Here is a 16,666-nt window from a genome sequence, read left to right on the forward strand (position 1 = left end):
AATATTTCATTTTCGCAAGCCTTGCGGAGATTTTTATTTCTCATAGAATAATTGTACCTTTGCAGAAAATATTAAAAACGACAGGATATGCCAGACGATATTATTCCGTTTTTCGGTGAGGTGGAGGACAAGATGCAGGGCATCATCAAGGTGATTGGCGTTGGTGGTGGCGGATGCAATGCAGTGCGCAACATGTTTTTGGAGGGCGTGGGTGGCGTGACGTATGCCGTGATGAATACGGACAGTCAGTCGCTATCGCGTTCGCCGGTGCCTGTGAAGCTGATGCTGGGCAGTTCGGGACTGGGTGCCGGGGCTAACCCGGAACTGGGCAAGAAGGAGGCGGAAGCGAACCTCACGGACATCGAGAAATTGCTGAGTGACGGCACGAAGATGGTGTTCGTAACAGCTGGCATGGGTGGTGGCACGGGAACGGGTGCTGCTCCGGTGGTGGCTAAGGTGGCTAAGGACATGGGACTGCTGACCGTTGGGGTGGTGACCATCCCGTTTAACTTTGAGAAGAAGCGCAAGATTATCAAGGCGCTGAAGGGTGTCGACGAGATGCGTAAGAACGTGGATGCCCTGCTCATCGTGAACAACGAAAGGCTGTGCGACGTGTACTCGGATTCGGACCTCTCGGTGAAGGAGGCTTTCCAACGGGCTGACAACATCCTGATGGATGCGGTGAAGGGTATCTCGGAACTGATCACCATGCCCAGCGACGGGGGTATCAAGAGTGACTTCCGCGACGTGGAGACGACGATGAAGAACGGTGGTGGTTCCATCATGGCAATGGGTAGGGCAAGTGGTGAGCATCGTGTGGAAAGGGCTATCCTGGACGCGCTGGACTCTCCCCTACTCTATGGCAACGACATCGGCAAGGCGAAGCGTATCCTGTTTAACATCTACTCGAGTGACGAACATCCTATCTTCGTGCGTGAGTTGCAGGAGATTGACGATTTCTTCGACCAGCTGGACCCTAACATCGACGTGATATGGGGTACGGCGACGGATGAATCACTGGGTGAGGACGCGAAGGTGACGATACTGGCTACGGGAGTGGAAGATGAACTGCGTAGTGAGGTGAAGCAGAACGTGCATCGCAGTGACGACGACTTCTACGAGGACTTGATACCGCTAATCTATAAACCGACGAAGAAGAGTCCCACGGTGAAGGAGGTGCTTGCCGTAGACCAGAAGCTGCCTTTCGAGGTGGAGGTGAAACCGGATCCGGAGCCTGCCGTGAAGGTGGAGGAACATAAGCAGGTGGAGGAGCCTAAGCCTGTGGTGGAAGAAGAGGCGGAAGTGCAACAGCCTACCATCATCGACAAATGGAAGACTTGGCTGAACGGTTTCATGAAGGAGATGACGGAATGACGGACGAGATGCACAGCACGCCGGAGGAGGTTGCAGGGCAGATCAAACGACTGGTCGAGCAACTGCAGGCAGCAGGCAGGAAGGACTTGCTGCTGAAGGCTATTGGTGCGCCTATGCTGGAGGAGTTGCGCATCGAGGCGGCTAAGGCGAAGCTGAGCAGACTGCTGATCACGAAGGACTACCGGTTCTACCTGGTGGACTATCAGAACAGGGAGGTGGAACTGCAACCTGTTCACAAGGCGGTGTACCTGTTGTTCCTGGCGCATCCGGAGGGCATCGAGTTCAAACGGCTGGGAGACTACAGGGAGGAACTGACACGATACTATATGGCAACAGCCAAACTGTTGGACAAGGAGAAAATCATAGAGGGGGTTGACCACTTGGTGAACCCACTGGACAATGCCATCAACGAGAAGTGCTCGCGCATCAAGAAGGTGTTTCTCGACATGATGGATGAATACACGGCGAGCTACTACATCATCAGCGGACATACGCAGAAGCGCATAGCGGGGTCGAACCGCATCTGGTATGAGCGTCTGAAGGTGATTACCCTTCCGCGTGAACTTGTTTTAGCAACTGGACTGCTTCCTGAATAGTGGGGACGCTGGTGATGAGCATGGAGCGCTTGCCATTCTGTTCGCGGAACTGACAGCGACGGGGATTCTGTGCCACGAAGGTGAGGATGTGGTCGAAGGCCTCGCTCTGGTAGTAGGGACTGTCGTTCTGGGAGACGAAGAAGAGGGTCATGCGTTGCTGCTTGAGGATAATCTTCTCGCATCCTAACGACTTGCCCAATCGGCGCAGGGGTACCACACGCATCAACTCTTCACCACACGACGGCACCGGACCGAAGCGGTCGATGAGTCGGGTACGATAGGCGGCAAGCTGGTCGTCGGTGGTCAGTCCGTCCAACTCACGGTAGAGCAGCATGCGCTCGGAATCGCTGGGCACATACTGATCGGGGAAGTAGAGCTCGAGGTCGCTTTCCAAGGAGCAGTCGGAGACCCAGAGACCCTCCCCCGCCCCCTCCCTGTATGGAGGGGCGTAAATTGTTCCGCCATCAGACTTTCGCCCTTGAGAGTGTCCACTCCCCTCCCTCACAGGGAGGGGCTGGGGCTGGGTCTTTTCATTCCTCAGCTCTACGACGGCTTGTTGCAGGATTTTGACGTAGGTCTCATAGCCCAGGTCGGCGATGAAGCCGCTCTGTTCGGCACCGAGCAGATTGCCGGCTCCACGGATGTCGAGGTCTTGCATGGCGATGTGGATGCCACTGCCCAGGTCGCTGAAGTTCTCGAGGGCCTCGAGGCGGCGACGACTCTCTGCGGGGAGGTCTGCCAACGGAGGGGCGAGCAGGTAGCAGAAGGCCTTGCGGTTGCCTCGTCCCACGCGTCCGCGCATCTGGTGGAGGTCGGAGAGTCCGAAGCGGTGTGCTCCGTTGATGATGATGGTGTTGGCATTGGGGATATCGATGCCGTTCTCCACGATGGTGGTGGACAACAGTACGTCGTAGTCGTAGTTGGCGAAGTCGAAGATGACTTGTTCGAGTTCCTCGGGTTTCATCTGTCCATGACCTACTGCCACACGGGCATCAGGGACGTATTTGAGTATCATCTCCTTCAAGCGCGTCAGGTCGCTGATGCGCGGATTGACAAAGTAGACCTGTCCGTTGCGTGACATCTCGAAATTGATGGCATCGGCGATAATCTCGGGTCCGAGGGTGTGTATCTCCGTCTGGATGGGATATCGGTTGGGGGGGGGTGTCTGGATGATGCTCAGGTCGCGCGCTCCGACCAACGAAAACTGCAAGGTACGCGGAATGGGGGTCGCCGTCATGGTGAGCGTGTCGACATTGGTCTTCAGCTGGCGCAGCTTCTCCTTGGTAGAGACACCAAACTTCTGCTCCTCGTCGATGATGAGAAGTCCGAGGTCATGGAACTTAACGGTCTTGCCGATGAGCTTATGGGTACCTATCAGGATGTCTATCTTGCCTTCTTCGAGGTCTTTCAACAGCTCCTTGGTCTGCTTGGTAGAGCGCGCCCTGGACAGGTAGTCGACACGGACGGGGAAGTCTTTCAGGCGCGACTTAAAGGTCTGGAAATGCTGATAGGCCAGCACGGTGGTAGGCACGAGGACGGCTACCTGCTTGGAGTCGCAGGCTGCCTTGAAAGCGGCACGCACGGCGACCTCGGTCTTGCCGAAGCCCACATCGCCACAGACGAGGCGATCCATAGGACGTGCACGCTCCATATCGGCCTTGACATCGTTGGTGGCCTTCAACTGGTCGGGAGTGTCTTCATACAGAAAACTGGCTTCCAGTTCGTGTTGCATAAACGAGTCGGCTGAGAAGGCGAAACCAATCTCACGGCGACGGGCTGCATAGAGCTTGATGAGGTCGCGAGCGATGTCTTTCAGCTTGGCCTTGGTGCGCTCCTTCATACGCTCCCACTGGCCTGTGCCGAGGTGTGACAGGCGAGGGGGCTCGCCATTGTCCTGTGCCTTGTATTTGGAGACCTTATAGAGGGAGTGGATGGAGACATAGATGGAGCCCCCACCCTCGTAGATAATCTTGATCATCTCCTGGTAGGTGTTGCCTTGCGGCATGCGTACCAGTCCACCGAACTTACCGATACCATGATCGACATGCACCACATAGTCGCCGACCTCGAACTGCTGGATCTCCTTGAGTGTCAGTGCCACCTTGCCGGAACGTGCCTTGTCGGAGCGCAGGTTGTACTTATGGAAACGGTCGAAGATCTGATGGTCGGTAAACACGCAGAGGCGCAGGTCGTTGTCGGCAAAGCCCTCGTGGAGCGTTTTCTCGACGGGGGTGAAGACCACGCCAGATTGCCCACTTTTCTGCCCTCCTTGGGATGCGTCGGGGGAGGTTAGGATATCACGCAGACGCTCGAGCTGCTTGGCGCTGTCTGCCAGGATGCACAGCTGATAGCCTTCGGCAAGGTAGTGGTCTAACGACTCCTTGAGCAAGTCGAAATTCTTATGGAACTGGGGTTGTGGCGACACGTGGAAGGTAATGGTGGCATCAGGGAGTGCGGAGGGACGATGGCCTATCTCGATACCACGGAAGGCTACTGCCTCGCGTCCGAACTGAGGACCACTGATGAGTTGCAGTTCACGACGCATCTCGTTGATAATGGCCTGCTGCTCCATCTCGGTGGCTCCCTCCATGCGTTCCGTCATGGCCTGTTCGGAGAAGCCCTCCTGATAGATGCGGTCGACGGCATCGCGGACATAGAGGAAGTCTTTGACAACCATCACGGTGTCCTGGGGCAAGAACGACAGGAACGACACCTTGCTCTCCTCGACAGTGGCGAGCTCGGGAACAATCTCCACCTGTTCGCAGGTGTCTTTCGACAGCTGACTGTCTACCTCGAAGGTGCGGATAGAGTCGATGTCGTCGCCAAAGAGGTCGATACGGAAAGGCAACTCGCTGCTAAAGGAATAGACATCGAGGATGCTGCCACGCAAGGCAAACTGACCTGGCTCATAGACGTAGTCGACCTCGGTGAAACCCAGTTCACGGAGGGTCTTGACCATCACATCGGCATCCATCGTATCGCCCTGGCGCAAGGTCACGGTACGGTTGTCGAGTGTCTTCTTGGAGATGACGAGTTCAGCAACAGCCTCGGGATAGGTGACTATTAGAGGTGAGAGGTGAGAGGTAAGAGGTGGGTGAGAAGTAAGAGGTGAGAGAGAGGAGAGCTTGGCCAGCACTTCGGTGCGAAGTATCTCATTGGCACTGTCGCGTTGGGCATACTTGATGGCACGGCGATAGCTGGATGGCATGAAAAGCACTTGCTTGTCGCCTAACAGCTGGACGAGGTCGTGATAGAAATAGCCTGCCTCATCGGCATCCTGCAAGATAAAGAGAAACGGGCCTTTTGTCTTCGCTTTCCGGGTGGTCAAAGCTGCAAACAGCATGGGTGCCGACGAGCACATGAGTCCCTCGAGGAAAATGGTCTTCACCGACTTTTTCCCCATCGTGTCTGCCAGTGCGCCAACCTGTGGCAACAGGGCATATTGCTTTAACAAATCATAGACTTTCATAAAAAACCGGCTACAAAGATACGAAATTTAGACTAGTGATGCAAATTTTTCATATTTCACTTTTGTTTTTTTACTTTATTTCGTATCTTTGCCCCCAGAAACAGACAAAAGAAGACTTATGCACACAAGCGACAGTATCGTCATCATACCGACGTACAACGAGAAAGAAAACATTGAGAAAATCATCCTGGCCGTCTTCGGACTGGATAAATGTTTCCATATCCTGGTGATTGATGACGGATCACCTGACGGCACTGCCACCATCGTGAAGAGGATGATGGTGAAGGAGGAATATGCCGACCGGCTGTTTATCCTGGAGCGTTCAGGAAAGCAGGGACTGGGCACGGCCTACATTGCTGGTTTCAAGTGGGCGCTGAAGCATGACTACGAATACATCTTCGAGATGGATGCCGACTTCAGCCACGACCCCAACGACCTGCCTCGCCTCTATGCCGCCTGTGCCGACGAGGGCTACGACTTGGCTATCGGCTCTAGATATATCTGTGGCGTCAACGTGGTCAACTGGCCCATCGGACGCGTGCTGATGAGTTACTTTGCCTCGAAATACGTGCGTATCGTCACGGGATTCAAGGTAAACGACACGACAGCGGGATTCAAATGCTACAAGCGTCGCGTGCTAGAGACCATCGAACTGGACAAGATACGATTCAAGGGCTATGGCTTCCAGATTGAGATGAAGTTTACGGCCTATAAGATAGGATTCAAGATCAAGGAGGTGCCCGTCGTCTTCGTGAACAGGCGCGAGGGGGTTTCCAAGATGTCAGGTGGCATCTTCAGCGAGGCGTTCTTCGGTGTCATGCAACTGCGCTGGGACGGATGGACGAGGAAATATCCGGAGATTAAAGATTAAATTTCAGACTCCTTACTGGTCAGGATTTTCCACATAGCCTTGGTATTCGGGTACTAAGGCAGACATCACACTATCATACGCTTGGTTCATCGTGGCCTGAACGTTTGCCAGTCCGTGACCTACGGGATAGACGGGTTGGTGGATGGTCAGCGAGAGGGGATGCCATGTGGCGAAATGCCAGTCCTTCATGCGAGGCATGACATTGAACGAGCCATTGATGGTCAACGGAACGACAGGCAACTGCAACTCGTCAGCCAGTGCGAAGGCTCCTTTCTTGAATACTCCCATATGTCCCGTGAACGAGCGGGCACCCTCAGGAAAGACAACGACACTGCAATTGCCCGTTTCCAGGATATGGCGTGCCGACTCGTAGGTACGGCGCACCTTCCCCACCCCACGTTTGTCGACCATTATCTGGTGTGACTTACGACAGGCATAGCCCACAAAGGGTATCTTGTTGATCTGGTGCTTCATCATCCACTTGAAGTTTCGTCCCAGATAGCCGTAGATAAGGAAGATATCGAAGGCTCCCTGATGGTTGGCGACGAAGACATACGACTGGTTGGGTTCCAGATGTTCACGCCCCTCCACCTTGACAGGCAACAGGAAAGCATGGGTGATGACACGAGCCCACCAACGACCAGGATAGTAACCCCAATAGTGACCATTGCCTATCGTACAACCCACCCCCACGGTCAAAGCCGTCCAGATGGTCATCAGGATGGTGATGGGCAATGCCACAAACAACTGATAGATGCAGTATAGTATTTTCATTTTTTCTTCTTTAAGGTAATGACAACAATCTCGCCAGGTTGTCCGATGCGGAAGGGTATCAGACCACCCAGTCCTGACGACACATAGATGGCACGCTCGCCCTCATAGGTCATGCCGAACCACTCGCTATAGGTGTATTCCACAGGCGACCATCCGAACAAGGCAAACTGTCCACCGTGGGTGTGTCCGCTCAACGTCAGCTGGGCAGAACACTGGGGAAGAATCTTCGCACGCCAGGCGTTGGGATCGTGCTCGAGCATGACGGTGAAAGCCTTGGGAGACACCCCTTTCATGGCCTTGACAGCATCGCCACGCTTGGGCATGCGCTCGGGGATGCCCCAGTTCTCCATACCGGCAAGGACGATGCTGTCATTGCCACGACGAATGATGCGATGCTCGTTCATCAACATGTCGATATGCATATCGCGCAAGGCCTGCACGGTCTTCCTGTCATTCTGTGCCTTCACATCGTCGGCCTCTGTCTGATAGGTGGAATAGTCGTGGTTGCCCAACACGCCATAGACACCATCAGGCGCCTTCAACTGGCGAAGGACGGACTGGTGGGGAGGCAACTCGTCAGGATAGAGGTTCTGCATGTCGCCAGTGAACACAATCATGTCCGCATGCTGCTGATTCATGACGTCGACGGCACGTTGCAGCATCCACTCCCTGCGCCCTTCGAAAGTGGCGATATGGGCATCGGAGAACTGCACGATACGATAGCCGTCGAAGGCCTCGGGCAAGTCACGGCTGGCATATTCAATTTGGCGTACCTCCAACTGTTCGAAACCTGAGGTCATGCCATAGGCTACGAGGGCTATAATGACAATGGCAGCTGCCAGTCCGACAGGTCGTCCATAGCGACGAGGCATGAAGCGTCGGCACAGGTAGTATACTAGGACGGGTACTACGACGAAGCCCATCACAATAAAAAACGGTATGGCGTATCTTGCTATCATATGGTTATAAATTAGATCCTAAGAATTTTCTCATCATCTCAACAGGAAGGCCACGACGGCGCGCATAGTCAGCCAACTGGTCCTCTCCTATCTTACCCAGCATGAAATAGCGGGCTTGCGGATGGGCTATCATCAGACCACTCACACTGGCGTGGGGCTTCATGGCTCCGCTTTCGGTCAGTCGGATGCCTATCTGTCGCATCCCTATCAACTCGTCGATGACGAAGTTGAGACTCGTATCGGGAAGCGAGGGATAGCCCACGGCAGGACGGATGCCCTGAAACTTCTCGACATGCAGTTCTTGCATGGTGAGCTGTTCGTCGGGGGCATAGCCCCAGTAGTGCTTACGCACCTCCTCGTGCATGCGCTCGGCAGTAGCCTCAGCCAATCGGTCAGCCAACAGCTGTACCATCATCTTCTGATAGGCATCATGGGCGAAATCGGTCTCCAGTCCCATGTCCACCGAGGTGGCGAACACCCCTATCCTATCGACGACACCCGACGATTTGGGACGTACGAAGTCTGCCAAACACAGGCATTCAGAGCCTGGCTGCTGCTGGCGAAGCAAGGGGATATTACGATGTGCCAGCACGATGTCATCGCCCTGACTGTTGGCGTCGAACAGCTGAAAGAGGGCATGGGTGCGATACTTGTCTTGCAAGCCTGCGAGCACGGATTCGGCCTCCGCCTGTAACTGATCCCTTTCTGCCTGTGGCTGCGTGTGCATCCCCCAGGCATAAAAGAAGTAGTCCCAGTTAATATATGGGGCGACATCGCTGATGGAATAGTCAAGTAGCATGGTTGAAACGTATCTCCTCTCCTAAAACGTCAGCATTCACCTGTCCGTCAGCATAGACGGTCTGTCCATTACATAACGTACGTTCTACGCGCCACTGGTATTCATGACCTTCCATCGGACTCCACCCGCACTTGCTCAGGATGGTGTCTTTCGTCACCGTCCAGGGCTGATGGGGGCGCACCACAACAAGGTCGGCACGATAGCCGGGACGCAGGAATCCACGACGCTCCACACCAAACAGACGGGCTGGTGCATGACACATCAACTCGACGAGTCGGGGCAGGGTGAGCACCCCTGCATCCACCAGTTCGAGCATGGTGACCAGCGAGAACTGAATCATCGGCATACCACTGGCTGCACGACAACACCCGCCCTGTTTCTGTTCAAGCAGATGAGGGGCATGGTCAGTGCCTACCACCGTGATGTGTCCGTCTGTCAGTGCCTTGCGCAAGGCCTCCCGGTCGGAAGCAGTCTTGACGGCGGGGTTCACCTTTATGCGAGTGCCCTGACGGGCATAGTCTTCAGCCGAAAACCACAGATGACCAACAACGGCCTCAGCGGTGATATTGGGTTCCTTGCCGAACAGCTCCAGTTCACGGGCTGTCGTCAGGTGGGCTACATGCAGGCGGGTTCCATATTTCTTAGCCAGACGGACAGCCAACGAGGTGGAGGCATAACACGCCTCCTCGGAACGTATCAGATAGTGCTGCTGAACCTCGGGATCGTTACCAAACACGCGCTTGGCTTCAGCCATATTCCGGTTGATGATATCGGTATCCTCACAATGTGCCATCAAGGGAAGCTTGACGGTGGAGAAGATGCGTTCCAACGACTCCATGCGGTCGACAAGCATGTTACCAGTAGAAGAGCCCATGAAGAGTTTGATGCCTGGTATGCGACTGGCATCCAACAGGTCGAAGGAGGAAGCATTGTCGTTGGTGGCTCCGTAGAAGAAGGAGTAGTTGACATGACTCTTCTGTGCGGCCAGCTGGAATTTCTCTTCCAAGGCCTCGGGAGTCGTCGTCTGCGGCACCGTGTTAGGCATGTCGAAATAGCTCGTCACACCACCAGCAGCTGCTGCCCTGCTCTCACTGTCGATGTCAGCCTTGGCAGTCAGCCCGGGTTCACGGAAATGCACATGGTCGTCGATGACACCTGGCAGGACATAACAACCCGAGGCATCGACGACTTCATCGTACGATTCCTCGGGCTGCAAGGTTGTTATTGCTTGGATATCTCCGTCTTCGACGACAATATTGCCATCCGTCAGACGGCCTTCATTAACTATACATCCTCCCTTGACAAGCGTTCTCATTTTTCAGGGACATTGGTCAGAGGAGTGGCTGGCTGTGGCGAAGCCATCGTGTCTGGTTGCGGCTGGGTAGCACTTTCTGCCATACCGTTCATGCGGGCTTCGTTCTCCTGTGCCGTCTTATAATAGTCCTTCACGTAAGGATCATTCTTGAAATGATCTGTCGCCTTCGACATAATATCCTCTATCTGAGGTGTCAACACCGGGAAACGATACTGACTGGTAATCATCATGAAGACACCAGGACCCAGCACGTTGTCGAAGTTGTTAATCACAAACTTCGTCACCAGCTCGTCTTCCTCGGCTGCGATGGCATTGGCCTCAGCAGACAGTTTACGGTCTATCTCCTCTTCGTCAATGCCATCCAAAAGCATCTGACTCTGACGATGCGACAACTCGTTCATACGGTTTGACAACTGGTTGTGCTTGTCGATGAACTTATAGAGGCTGTCATTCAGCGGTGTTCCGCTGACACTCTGCGATGCATTGTCAATCTTAATCGTTATGTCGCCTTCCTCCAACACGACGGGCATGATGCTCTCGTCACCCATAAAGAGGTTAGCCATTCGGACGGTGTCGAGCAGTCCGGCAAAGTGGAAGTCACCATGCACAACGTCACAAGAGTCGATATTCTTCACTTCGCCGCCTTTCAGTGCTTTCAGGTATAGCTTGCTGCCATCCAGTGCGGAAACAGAGGATGTGCCTTGCACATTATAGGAACTTGCACACGATGACATCGCGGCAACAACGAAAAACATATATAGAATTTTGTTCATAGACAAATCAATAGTTGCTAAATCTGTCGCAAATGTACAACGATATATCGAAATAAGAAAAAATATTTGCGCATTTTAAAACATTTGCGCAAATATTTAGCGTTTTTTTGCCTCTTTTTCCAATTCGTTAGCAATTCGATGGCTGGCATACAACTGAAGAATGGCTGCAACGAGCAGTACGACAATCCAATTATTGTGGACATATTGCACGTATGCCAACTGACTGATGCCAATGAAATTCGACTGATTGAGCATCATCAGCAAGGCAGCTATCAGGAAAAGCACATCACTGACCAGCAACAAGCGACGTAAACGGCGAATGGTGAAGTTGCGCCCGTCGTAGGTCTGACGCATCTGCATGGCAGAAAACATCAGGGCACCAGGAGCGAAGACGTAGGTTGCCCACGACTGGAGGAACATGGTACCACCAGCACCAACGACCATCAGCAGGCCTCCTACTAGCATGATGACGGTTTCAAGCTTACTCAGTTGTCTCATTGGGGATTAACGTTGTTTGAATCCGGTCGTCATCGCTCAGCACAAAGATATCCTCGTCGTCGGCCTTCATAAAATAACGCTCACGGGCTATCTTCTCAATCAGCTTGGGGTTCCTGTCCAACTCCTTCACCTGTGCCTGATCGTGCTGGTACTGTTCCGTCAAACGGTCTATCTCATCCTGCAACTCACCGATATGCTGACGGTTCATCATGTGTTTCCACACGCTGTTCTCGTCAAGAAATCCAATGAGAGCGACGGCTATCACTGTCACCAAGATGTATTTCAGACCACGGATATGGTAGAAACGGAGGAACAAATTCTTAACCTTCTTCATCTGTTTTTATCTTTTCGTGTGCAAAGTTACGAAATAAATCACAATTCACCATTCATAATTCATATTTATTTTGTACCTTTGTAGGCAAATTCGATTTTTAACAATGGAAGAATACATCGTATCAGCGCGAAAGTACAGACCTACCTCGTTTGACACCGTGGTAGGACAGCAGGCACTGACCACCACACTGAAAAATGCCGTTAAGAGCGGGAAACTGGCTCACGCCTACCTCTTCTGCGGACCACGTGGTGTAGGAAAGACAACCTGCGCCCGTATCTTCGCAAAAGCTATCAACTGCCAGACGCCGACTTCCGACGGCGAGGCTTGTGGACAATGTGAGAGCTGTCAGGCTTTCAACGAACAGCGCTCCTTCAACATCTTCGAACTGGATGCCGCATCCAACAACTCGGTGGAGCACATCAAGACGCTGATGGAACAGACGCGCATCCCGCCACAGGTCGGCAAGTACAAGGTATTTATCATCGACGAGGTGCACATGCTTTCGACGGCTGCCTTCAATGCTTTCCTGAAAACACTAGAGGAGCCACCTGCTCATGTCATCTTCATCCTGGCAACCACAGAGAAGCACAAAATTCTGCCTACCATCCTGTCGAGATGCCAGATTTACGACTTCGAACGCATGACGGTCCGTAACACCATCGACCATCTGAAAAGTGTAGCTGACAAGGAAGGCATCACCTACGAAGAAGAGGCTCTGGCCGTTATCGCTGAGAAAGCAGACGGTGGCATGCGTGACGCACTCTCCATCTTCGACCAGGCGGCTTCTTTCTGTCAGGGTAACATAACTTATCAGAAAGTTATCGAGGACCTGAACGTGCTCGACGCTGAGAACTACTTCCAGATTATCAACCTGGCCGTCGAGAACAAGGTGCCTGAAATTATGGTCCTGCTCAACGGTGTCATCAACAAAGGATTCGACGGAGGACTGCTTATCAGTGGACTGGCCAAGCATGTACGTAACGTACTGATGGCACGCGACCCTCAGACATTGCCATTGTTGGAGGTCAGCGACCAGCAACGTGAGCGTTACCAGCAACAGGCTGCCAAGTGCCCCATACCTTTTTTATATAAGGCACTGCAACTCATGAACCAGTGTGACATCAACTACCGGCAGTCGAGCAATAAGCGACTGCTCGTGGAGTTAACACTGATTGAGATTGCTCAGATCACTCAACCTGACGATACGCCTGCCAGTGGGCGTAAGCCCAGAAGATTGAAATCCCTGTTTAAGCAACTGATGCAAAAGCCTCAGCCAAGACAAGCAGCCCCGCAGGTAGCTGCTGCTGAGCCTGTTGCCTCAACCCAAAACGATACGAACACAACGAGCGAGCCTAAACCGACAACGGAAAAGAAGCCCGCTACTACCGCTTATACTCCTACGGCGCGACCACATCTCAAGTCGCCCGTAGGTTTCTCATGGAATAACCTCCGCAAGACGGAAAACCCAAAGAAAATGCACATCATCCCTGGCACACTCGATCCCAACGACCCGAATGTGACCAATCAGGAAGAACAGGAGTCTTTCAGCCAGCAAGACCTTGAACTGCAATGGATGCTGATGTGCAACCGCATGCCTCAAGAGTTCAGTGGAATAGCAACTCGCATGAAGAACATGAACCCCGTCATCACAGAGTTCCCTGCTGTCGAGCTGGTGGTCGACAACCAACTGGCAGCAACACAGATAGAAGACATCAAGGGCAAGATTCTCAGCACCCTCCAGATTTATCTTCACAACAAGTCCATCACACTCTCCGTCCGCATCGCAGAACATCAGGAAAAGCGTATTCTTAGCCGTCGTGAACAATACGAGGAGATGGAAAAAGAAAATCCCTCAATCGGGAAATTGAGGGAACTTCTGGATCTTCAACTGGCTTGACCGTTCTATTCAAATCAACGTCATTCCGAGTTTCTTACATTCAACACGCATGTCGTCAGGCCAAATGGATGCTTGTATCTCACCAATGTGACCTTTATGCAGCAGTACCATGCACAGACGACTCTGGCCGATACCTCCACCAATACTCAAAGGCAGCTCGTCGTTCAACAATTTTTGGTGGAAATACAGTGTCTTACGCTCTTCCTTGCCTTCTAATTGCAACTGACGCAGCAAGGACTCCTTGTCCACACGGATACCCATCGACGACAACTCAAACGAACGGCCCAACACCGGATACCAAATCAGGATATCACCATTCAGACCTTCACGTCCGTTCTCACCTATCGTCGTCCAATCGTCATAGTCCGGAGCTCGTCCGTCATGCTTCTCACCATTCGACAGCTTACCACCAATACCTATTATAAATACGGCTCCATATTTCTGACAGATAGCATCCTCACGCTCCTTGGGTGTTTTGTTAGGATACATCTGAAGCAGTTCTTCAGCATGGATGAAGTGAATTTTCTCAGGCAAGAAAGGCTTGATCTGTGGATAGGTCTCACAGGTCAGATACTCTGTACGACGGATTGCCGCATAAATGCGCTCCACGACATTCCTCAAAAAAGCCACGGTACGTTGCTCCTTGGAAATGACAGCCTCCCAGTCCCACTGGTCTACATACAACGAATGCAGGTTATCCAACTCCTCGTCAGCACGGATGGCATTCATATCGGTGTAGATGCCATAGCCTGGTTCTATCTGATATTCTGCCAGCGACAGACGCTTCCACTTTGCCAATGAGTGAACGACCTCGGCACGGGCGTCACCCAAATCCTTGATAGGGAAGGTCACGGCTCGCTCCACACCATTCAGGTCGTCGTTGATACCCAATCCCTGTAATACAAACAAGGGAGCCGTCACACGACGAAGGCGAAGTTCCGTCGACAAGTTCTGCTGGAAGAATTCCTTTATCAATTTGATACCCTGCTCCGTCTGTTTCGTGTCAAGCAGGGGCTGATAGTCTAATGGTTTTATCAGTTGACTCATCTTTATATTTACGATTTACTATTTACTGTTTCAACAAATTTGCCTGCAAAGGTACTACTTTTACTTTAAATTGCAAGCAAAAACCATGATTATTTTTGCAAAATGACACAAAATTCCTCAATATTACATCATTATGCACAATAAGGCCCTCTCGTTAACAAATTATAATTATCAATCCCCTATTCTCAATTCTCAATTAATTATCGTACCTTTGCAATCGTTTTGCGAAACAAATGTCTTCTGCACCCGTAGTTTAAAGGATAGAATAACGGATTCCGGTTCCGTTGGTCACGGTTCGATTCCGTGCGGGTGTACGCTTGTAACATATCATTCAGCAGCTAATTTCTCCACCACCTCCAAGTCCGCAGGCAGCCACTTTACACTGTCCAGTTCATCCTTCGTAAGCCATCGTGCAGCCTCATGCTCATTCAGATGCAAAGCTTCTGTCAATAGCGAGCACCGGTAGCAATGCATGGTGAGATGAAATTTCGGATAATCATACTCCACCGTACAAAGAAGGTCATCCACGCTGATTTCCGTCGACAGTTCCTCGCGAATCTCTCGCTTCAAGGCCTCCTCCGGAGTCTCCCCTATTTCCATCTTTCCGCCAGGAAATACCCACCAGTCCTTCCATTCACCATAACCACGCTGTGTGGCGAATATCTTATTCTCCTTGCGGATAATTGCTGCTACGACTTCGATGTGTTTCATATTTCTTCCTCCGCAACTTTCAGGTAATTCTCACTTTCTTCTTCCAACTGAGGATACGTCCTACTTCCGACACCAGCCGTCTTTCTGCTTCTGTCTTGCAGCCAGATATGGTTCAGCGTAAATGCAATCGACTCCAGCGTTTCCTCACGTTTAGAAGGTTTCAGTTCGCACTCCCACACCGTTATGCAATGCCAACCCATTTCCGCCAACTTACGTTGCTCCTCCTTGTCTCCTCCTAAGGTGCTCCTAAGCTGCTCCTAAGCTGCTCCTTGAGTATGGCTAGAGGCTGTCTGCTACGACGCTTGTAGTTCGCTGATTGGGGTTAGTAGTGACTTGCTTCCAGAAAGCGAAGCTCAGCCTCCAACATCTCCAGTTTCGGCATGGGGCACCCCGCCTCGCGGGCAATCTCAAGGGGTCGGGTATAGAGATAGTATATCTCCATACGACGGTGGAAGTCGTAGTCCAGTCGCATGGATGGCGAATAGGGTATCATAGAATCCGTCATAGCTATCATCTTATCGACAAAAGTGGCGTCGAGGTTCTTCACGCCCAGGTGCTGGGCTGCATTGACAACCTCCATCATCTGGTCGCGAATCAGCTGTCTGGTGAACTTGTTCTTCAGCAGTTGGTCCGTCTGTGTAAGGAGGGCTACCGTCATACCGTTGAACGGCATGTTCCACACGGCCTTCTTCCATCGTGCCTCATGATATTCCACAAATCCCGTTTCGATGCCAGCCTGACGGAACTCTTCGACGACAGCCTGCATGTGTGCCTCGTCGCGGCACGAGTAGTTGGCCAGATTGATACTGCCATAACACTGATGATTGACAAGACCAGGCTGGGTCTTTGCAGAACAGATAAATGCCAGTCCGGCAGCCAGTTGCACGTCGGGAAACATCTTCTGCACATCCTCCTCCACACCGATGCCGTTCTGAATGAGCACCACCAGCGTGTGGTCATGGAGCAATGGCGGCAGCAGCGACTGCAGCTTGCCGTTGTTGACCGACTTCAAGCAAACAAGCACCACGTCGCACGTCGGCATATCCTTCGTATAGAGATAAGCATTGACATCTGCCAGGTGGAACGAACCGTCGCAGGAATCTACCTGCAGACCGTGCTGTCTGACATACTCATAGTCGCTTCGTAGCAGGAAATGCACTTCCTGTCCTGCTTGTGCCAGTTTGGCTCCATAATATCCGCCAATGGCTCCTGTTCCAATAATTCCGTATTTCATATTAACAATGTACTT

At 52.3% G+C, this 16,666-nt stretch carries 15 protein-coding genes, 1 tRNA gene and 1 pseudogene; 5 read left to right on the top strand and 12 right to left on the bottom strand.

What is annotated here, in order from left to right:
- Positions 1 to 87 precede the first annotated feature (87 nt).
- Positions 88 to 1,374, top strand: coding sequence for a cell division protein FtsZ (gene ftsZ, locus BLU47_RS03795; protein ID WP_091958631.1), 1,287 nt, complete (start codon positions 88 to 90; stop codon positions 1,372 to 1,374).
- Complete coding sequence (locus BLU47_RS03800) at positions 1,371 to 1,970, top strand: hypothetical protein (RefSeq protein ID WP_091958633.1); 600 nt, start codon at positions 1,371 to 1,373, stop codon at positions 1,968 to 1,970. Before ftsZ ends, BLU47_RS03800 begins: the two co-directional genes overlap by 4 nt.
- Here the strand turns inward: BLU47_RS03800 and mfd are convergent.
- The gene (mfd, locus tag BLU47_RS03805; protein WP_091958637.1) at positions 1,921 to 5,439 is read right to left on the bottom strand and encodes a transcription-repair coupling factor; all 3,519 of its coding nucleotides are present in this window, start codon (positions 5,437 to 5,439) and stop codon (positions 1,921 to 1,923) included. The two genes, BLU47_RS03800 and mfd, sit on opposite strands and share 50 nt — an antisense overlap.
- A 118-nt stretch (positions 5,440 to 5,557) precedes the next feature.
- Between mfd and BLU47_RS03810 the strand changes: the two genes are divergently transcribed.
- Positions 5,558 to 6,310 (top strand): polyprenol monophosphomannose synthase, encoded by a 753-nt coding sequence (locus BLU47_RS03810; RefSeq protein ID WP_091958639.1) that lies wholly within the window; start codon positions 5,558 to 5,560, stop codon positions 6,308 to 6,310.
- A gap of 12 nt (positions 6,311 to 6,322) precedes the next feature.
- On the opposite strand, the gene BLU47_RS03815 is transcribed toward BLU47_RS03810, so the two are convergent.
- From BLU47_RS03815 to BLU47_RS03845, 7 genes are all read right to left on the bottom strand, one after another.
- Positions 6,323 to 7,084 carry a lysophospholipid acyltransferase family protein gene (locus BLU47_RS03815; RefSeq protein WP_091958641.1) on the bottom strand — a complete coding sequence of 254 codons (762 nt, stop codon included), beginning with the start codon at positions 7,082 to 7,084 and terminating at the stop codon, positions 6,323 to 6,325.
- Positions 7,081 to 8,043 carry a metallophosphoesterase gene (locus BLU47_RS03820; RefSeq protein WP_091958643.1) on the bottom strand — a complete coding sequence of 321 codons (963 nt, stop codon included), beginning with the start codon at positions 8,041 to 8,043 and terminating at the stop codon, positions 7,081 to 7,083. Before BLU47_RS03820 ends, BLU47_RS03815 begins: the two co-directional genes overlap by 4 nt.
- A 4-nt stretch (positions 8,044 to 8,047) precedes the next feature.
- Positions 8,048 to 8,842: a vitamin B12 dependent-methionine synthase activation domain-containing protein gene (locus BLU47_RS03825; RefSeq protein WP_091958646.1), complete on the bottom strand. Its 795-nt coding sequence runs from the start codon at positions 8,840 to 8,842 to the stop codon at positions 8,048 to 8,050.
- Entirely contained in the window at positions 8,832 to 10,157 is a 1,326-nt protein-coding gene (locus BLU47_RS03830) for a dihydroorotase (protein WP_091958648.1), read from the bottom strand. The genes BLU47_RS03825 and BLU47_RS03830 overlap by 11 nt, the downstream gene beginning before the upstream one ends.
- On the bottom strand, positions 10,154 to 10,930 hold the full coding sequence (locus tag BLU47_RS03835; protein WP_091958651.1) for a DUF4369 domain-containing protein: 777 nt from the start codon (positions 10,928 to 10,930) through the stop codon (positions 10,154 to 10,156). The genes BLU47_RS03830 and BLU47_RS03835 overlap by 4 nt, the downstream gene beginning before the upstream one ends.
- 96 nt (positions 10,931 to 11,026) lie before the next feature.
- Positions 11,027 to 11,428: a hypothetical protein gene (locus BLU47_RS03840; protein WP_091958654.1), complete on the bottom strand. Its 402-nt coding sequence runs from the start codon at positions 11,426 to 11,428 to the stop codon at positions 11,027 to 11,029.
- Entirely contained in the window at positions 11,412 to 11,762 is a 351-nt protein-coding gene (locus tag BLU47_RS03845) for an FtsB family cell division protein (RefSeq protein ID WP_091958657.1), read from the bottom strand. The genes BLU47_RS03840 and BLU47_RS03845 overlap by 17 nt, the downstream gene beginning before the upstream one ends.
- 103 nt (positions 11,763 to 11,865) lie before the next feature.
- On the opposite strand from BLU47_RS03845, the gene BLU47_RS03850 reads away from it, so the two are divergent.
- Positions 11,866 to 13,659, top strand: a complete 1,794-nt coding sequence (locus tag BLU47_RS03850) for a DNA polymerase III subunit gamma/tau (protein ID WP_091958660.1) — start codon at positions 11,866 to 11,868, stop codon at positions 13,657 to 13,659.
- A 9-nt stretch (positions 13,660 to 13,668) separates the two neighbouring features.
- Here BLU47_RS03850 and asnA read toward each other — a convergent pair whose 3' ends face one another.
- Positions 13,669 to 14,706 carry an aspartate--ammonia ligase gene (gene asnA / locus BLU47_RS03855; RefSeq protein WP_091958663.1) on the bottom strand — a complete coding sequence of 346 codons (1,038 nt, stop codon included), beginning with the start codon at positions 14,704 to 14,706 and terminating at the stop codon, positions 13,669 to 13,671.
- A 242-nt stretch (positions 14,707 to 14,948) separates the two neighbouring features.
- Here asnA and BLU47_RS03860 point away from each other — a divergent pair.
- Positions 14,949 to 15,020: transfer RNA gene (locus BLU47_RS03860), tRNA-Arg, on the top strand.
- 13 nt (positions 15,021 to 15,033) lie between these two features.
- Here the strand turns inward: BLU47_RS03860 and BLU47_RS03865 are convergent.
- The 3 genes and pseudogenes from BLU47_RS03865 to BLU47_RS03875 all read right to left on the bottom strand — a co-directional run bounded on the left by BLU47_RS03865 (position 15,034) and on the right by BLU47_RS03875 (position 16,651).
- Positions 15,034 to 15,417, bottom strand: a complete 384-nt coding sequence (locus BLU47_RS03865) for a (deoxy)nucleoside triphosphate pyrophosphohydrolase (protein WP_091958666.1) — start codon at positions 15,415 to 15,417, stop codon at positions 15,034 to 15,036.
- A pseudogene (locus tag BLU47_RS03870) lies at positions 15,414 to 15,647 on the bottom strand (very short patch repair endonuclease); the annotation flags it as partial. The pseudogene BLU47_RS03870 and the gene BLU47_RS03865, both read right to left, overlap by 4 nt.
- A gap of 92 nt (positions 15,648 to 15,739) precedes the next feature.
- On the bottom strand, positions 15,740 to 16,651 hold the full coding sequence (locus tag BLU47_RS03875) for a putative 2-dehydropantoate 2-reductase (RefSeq protein ID WP_091958669.1): 912 nt from the start codon (positions 16,649 to 16,651) through the stop codon (positions 15,740 to 15,742).
- Positions 16,652 to 16,666: the final 15 nt, after the last annotated feature.

It is taken from the genome of Prevotella sp. tc2-28 (genome assembly GCF_900107705.1).
Taxonomy (GTDB): Bacteria; Bacteroidota; Bacteroidia; order Bacteroidales; family Bacteroidaceae; genus Prevotella.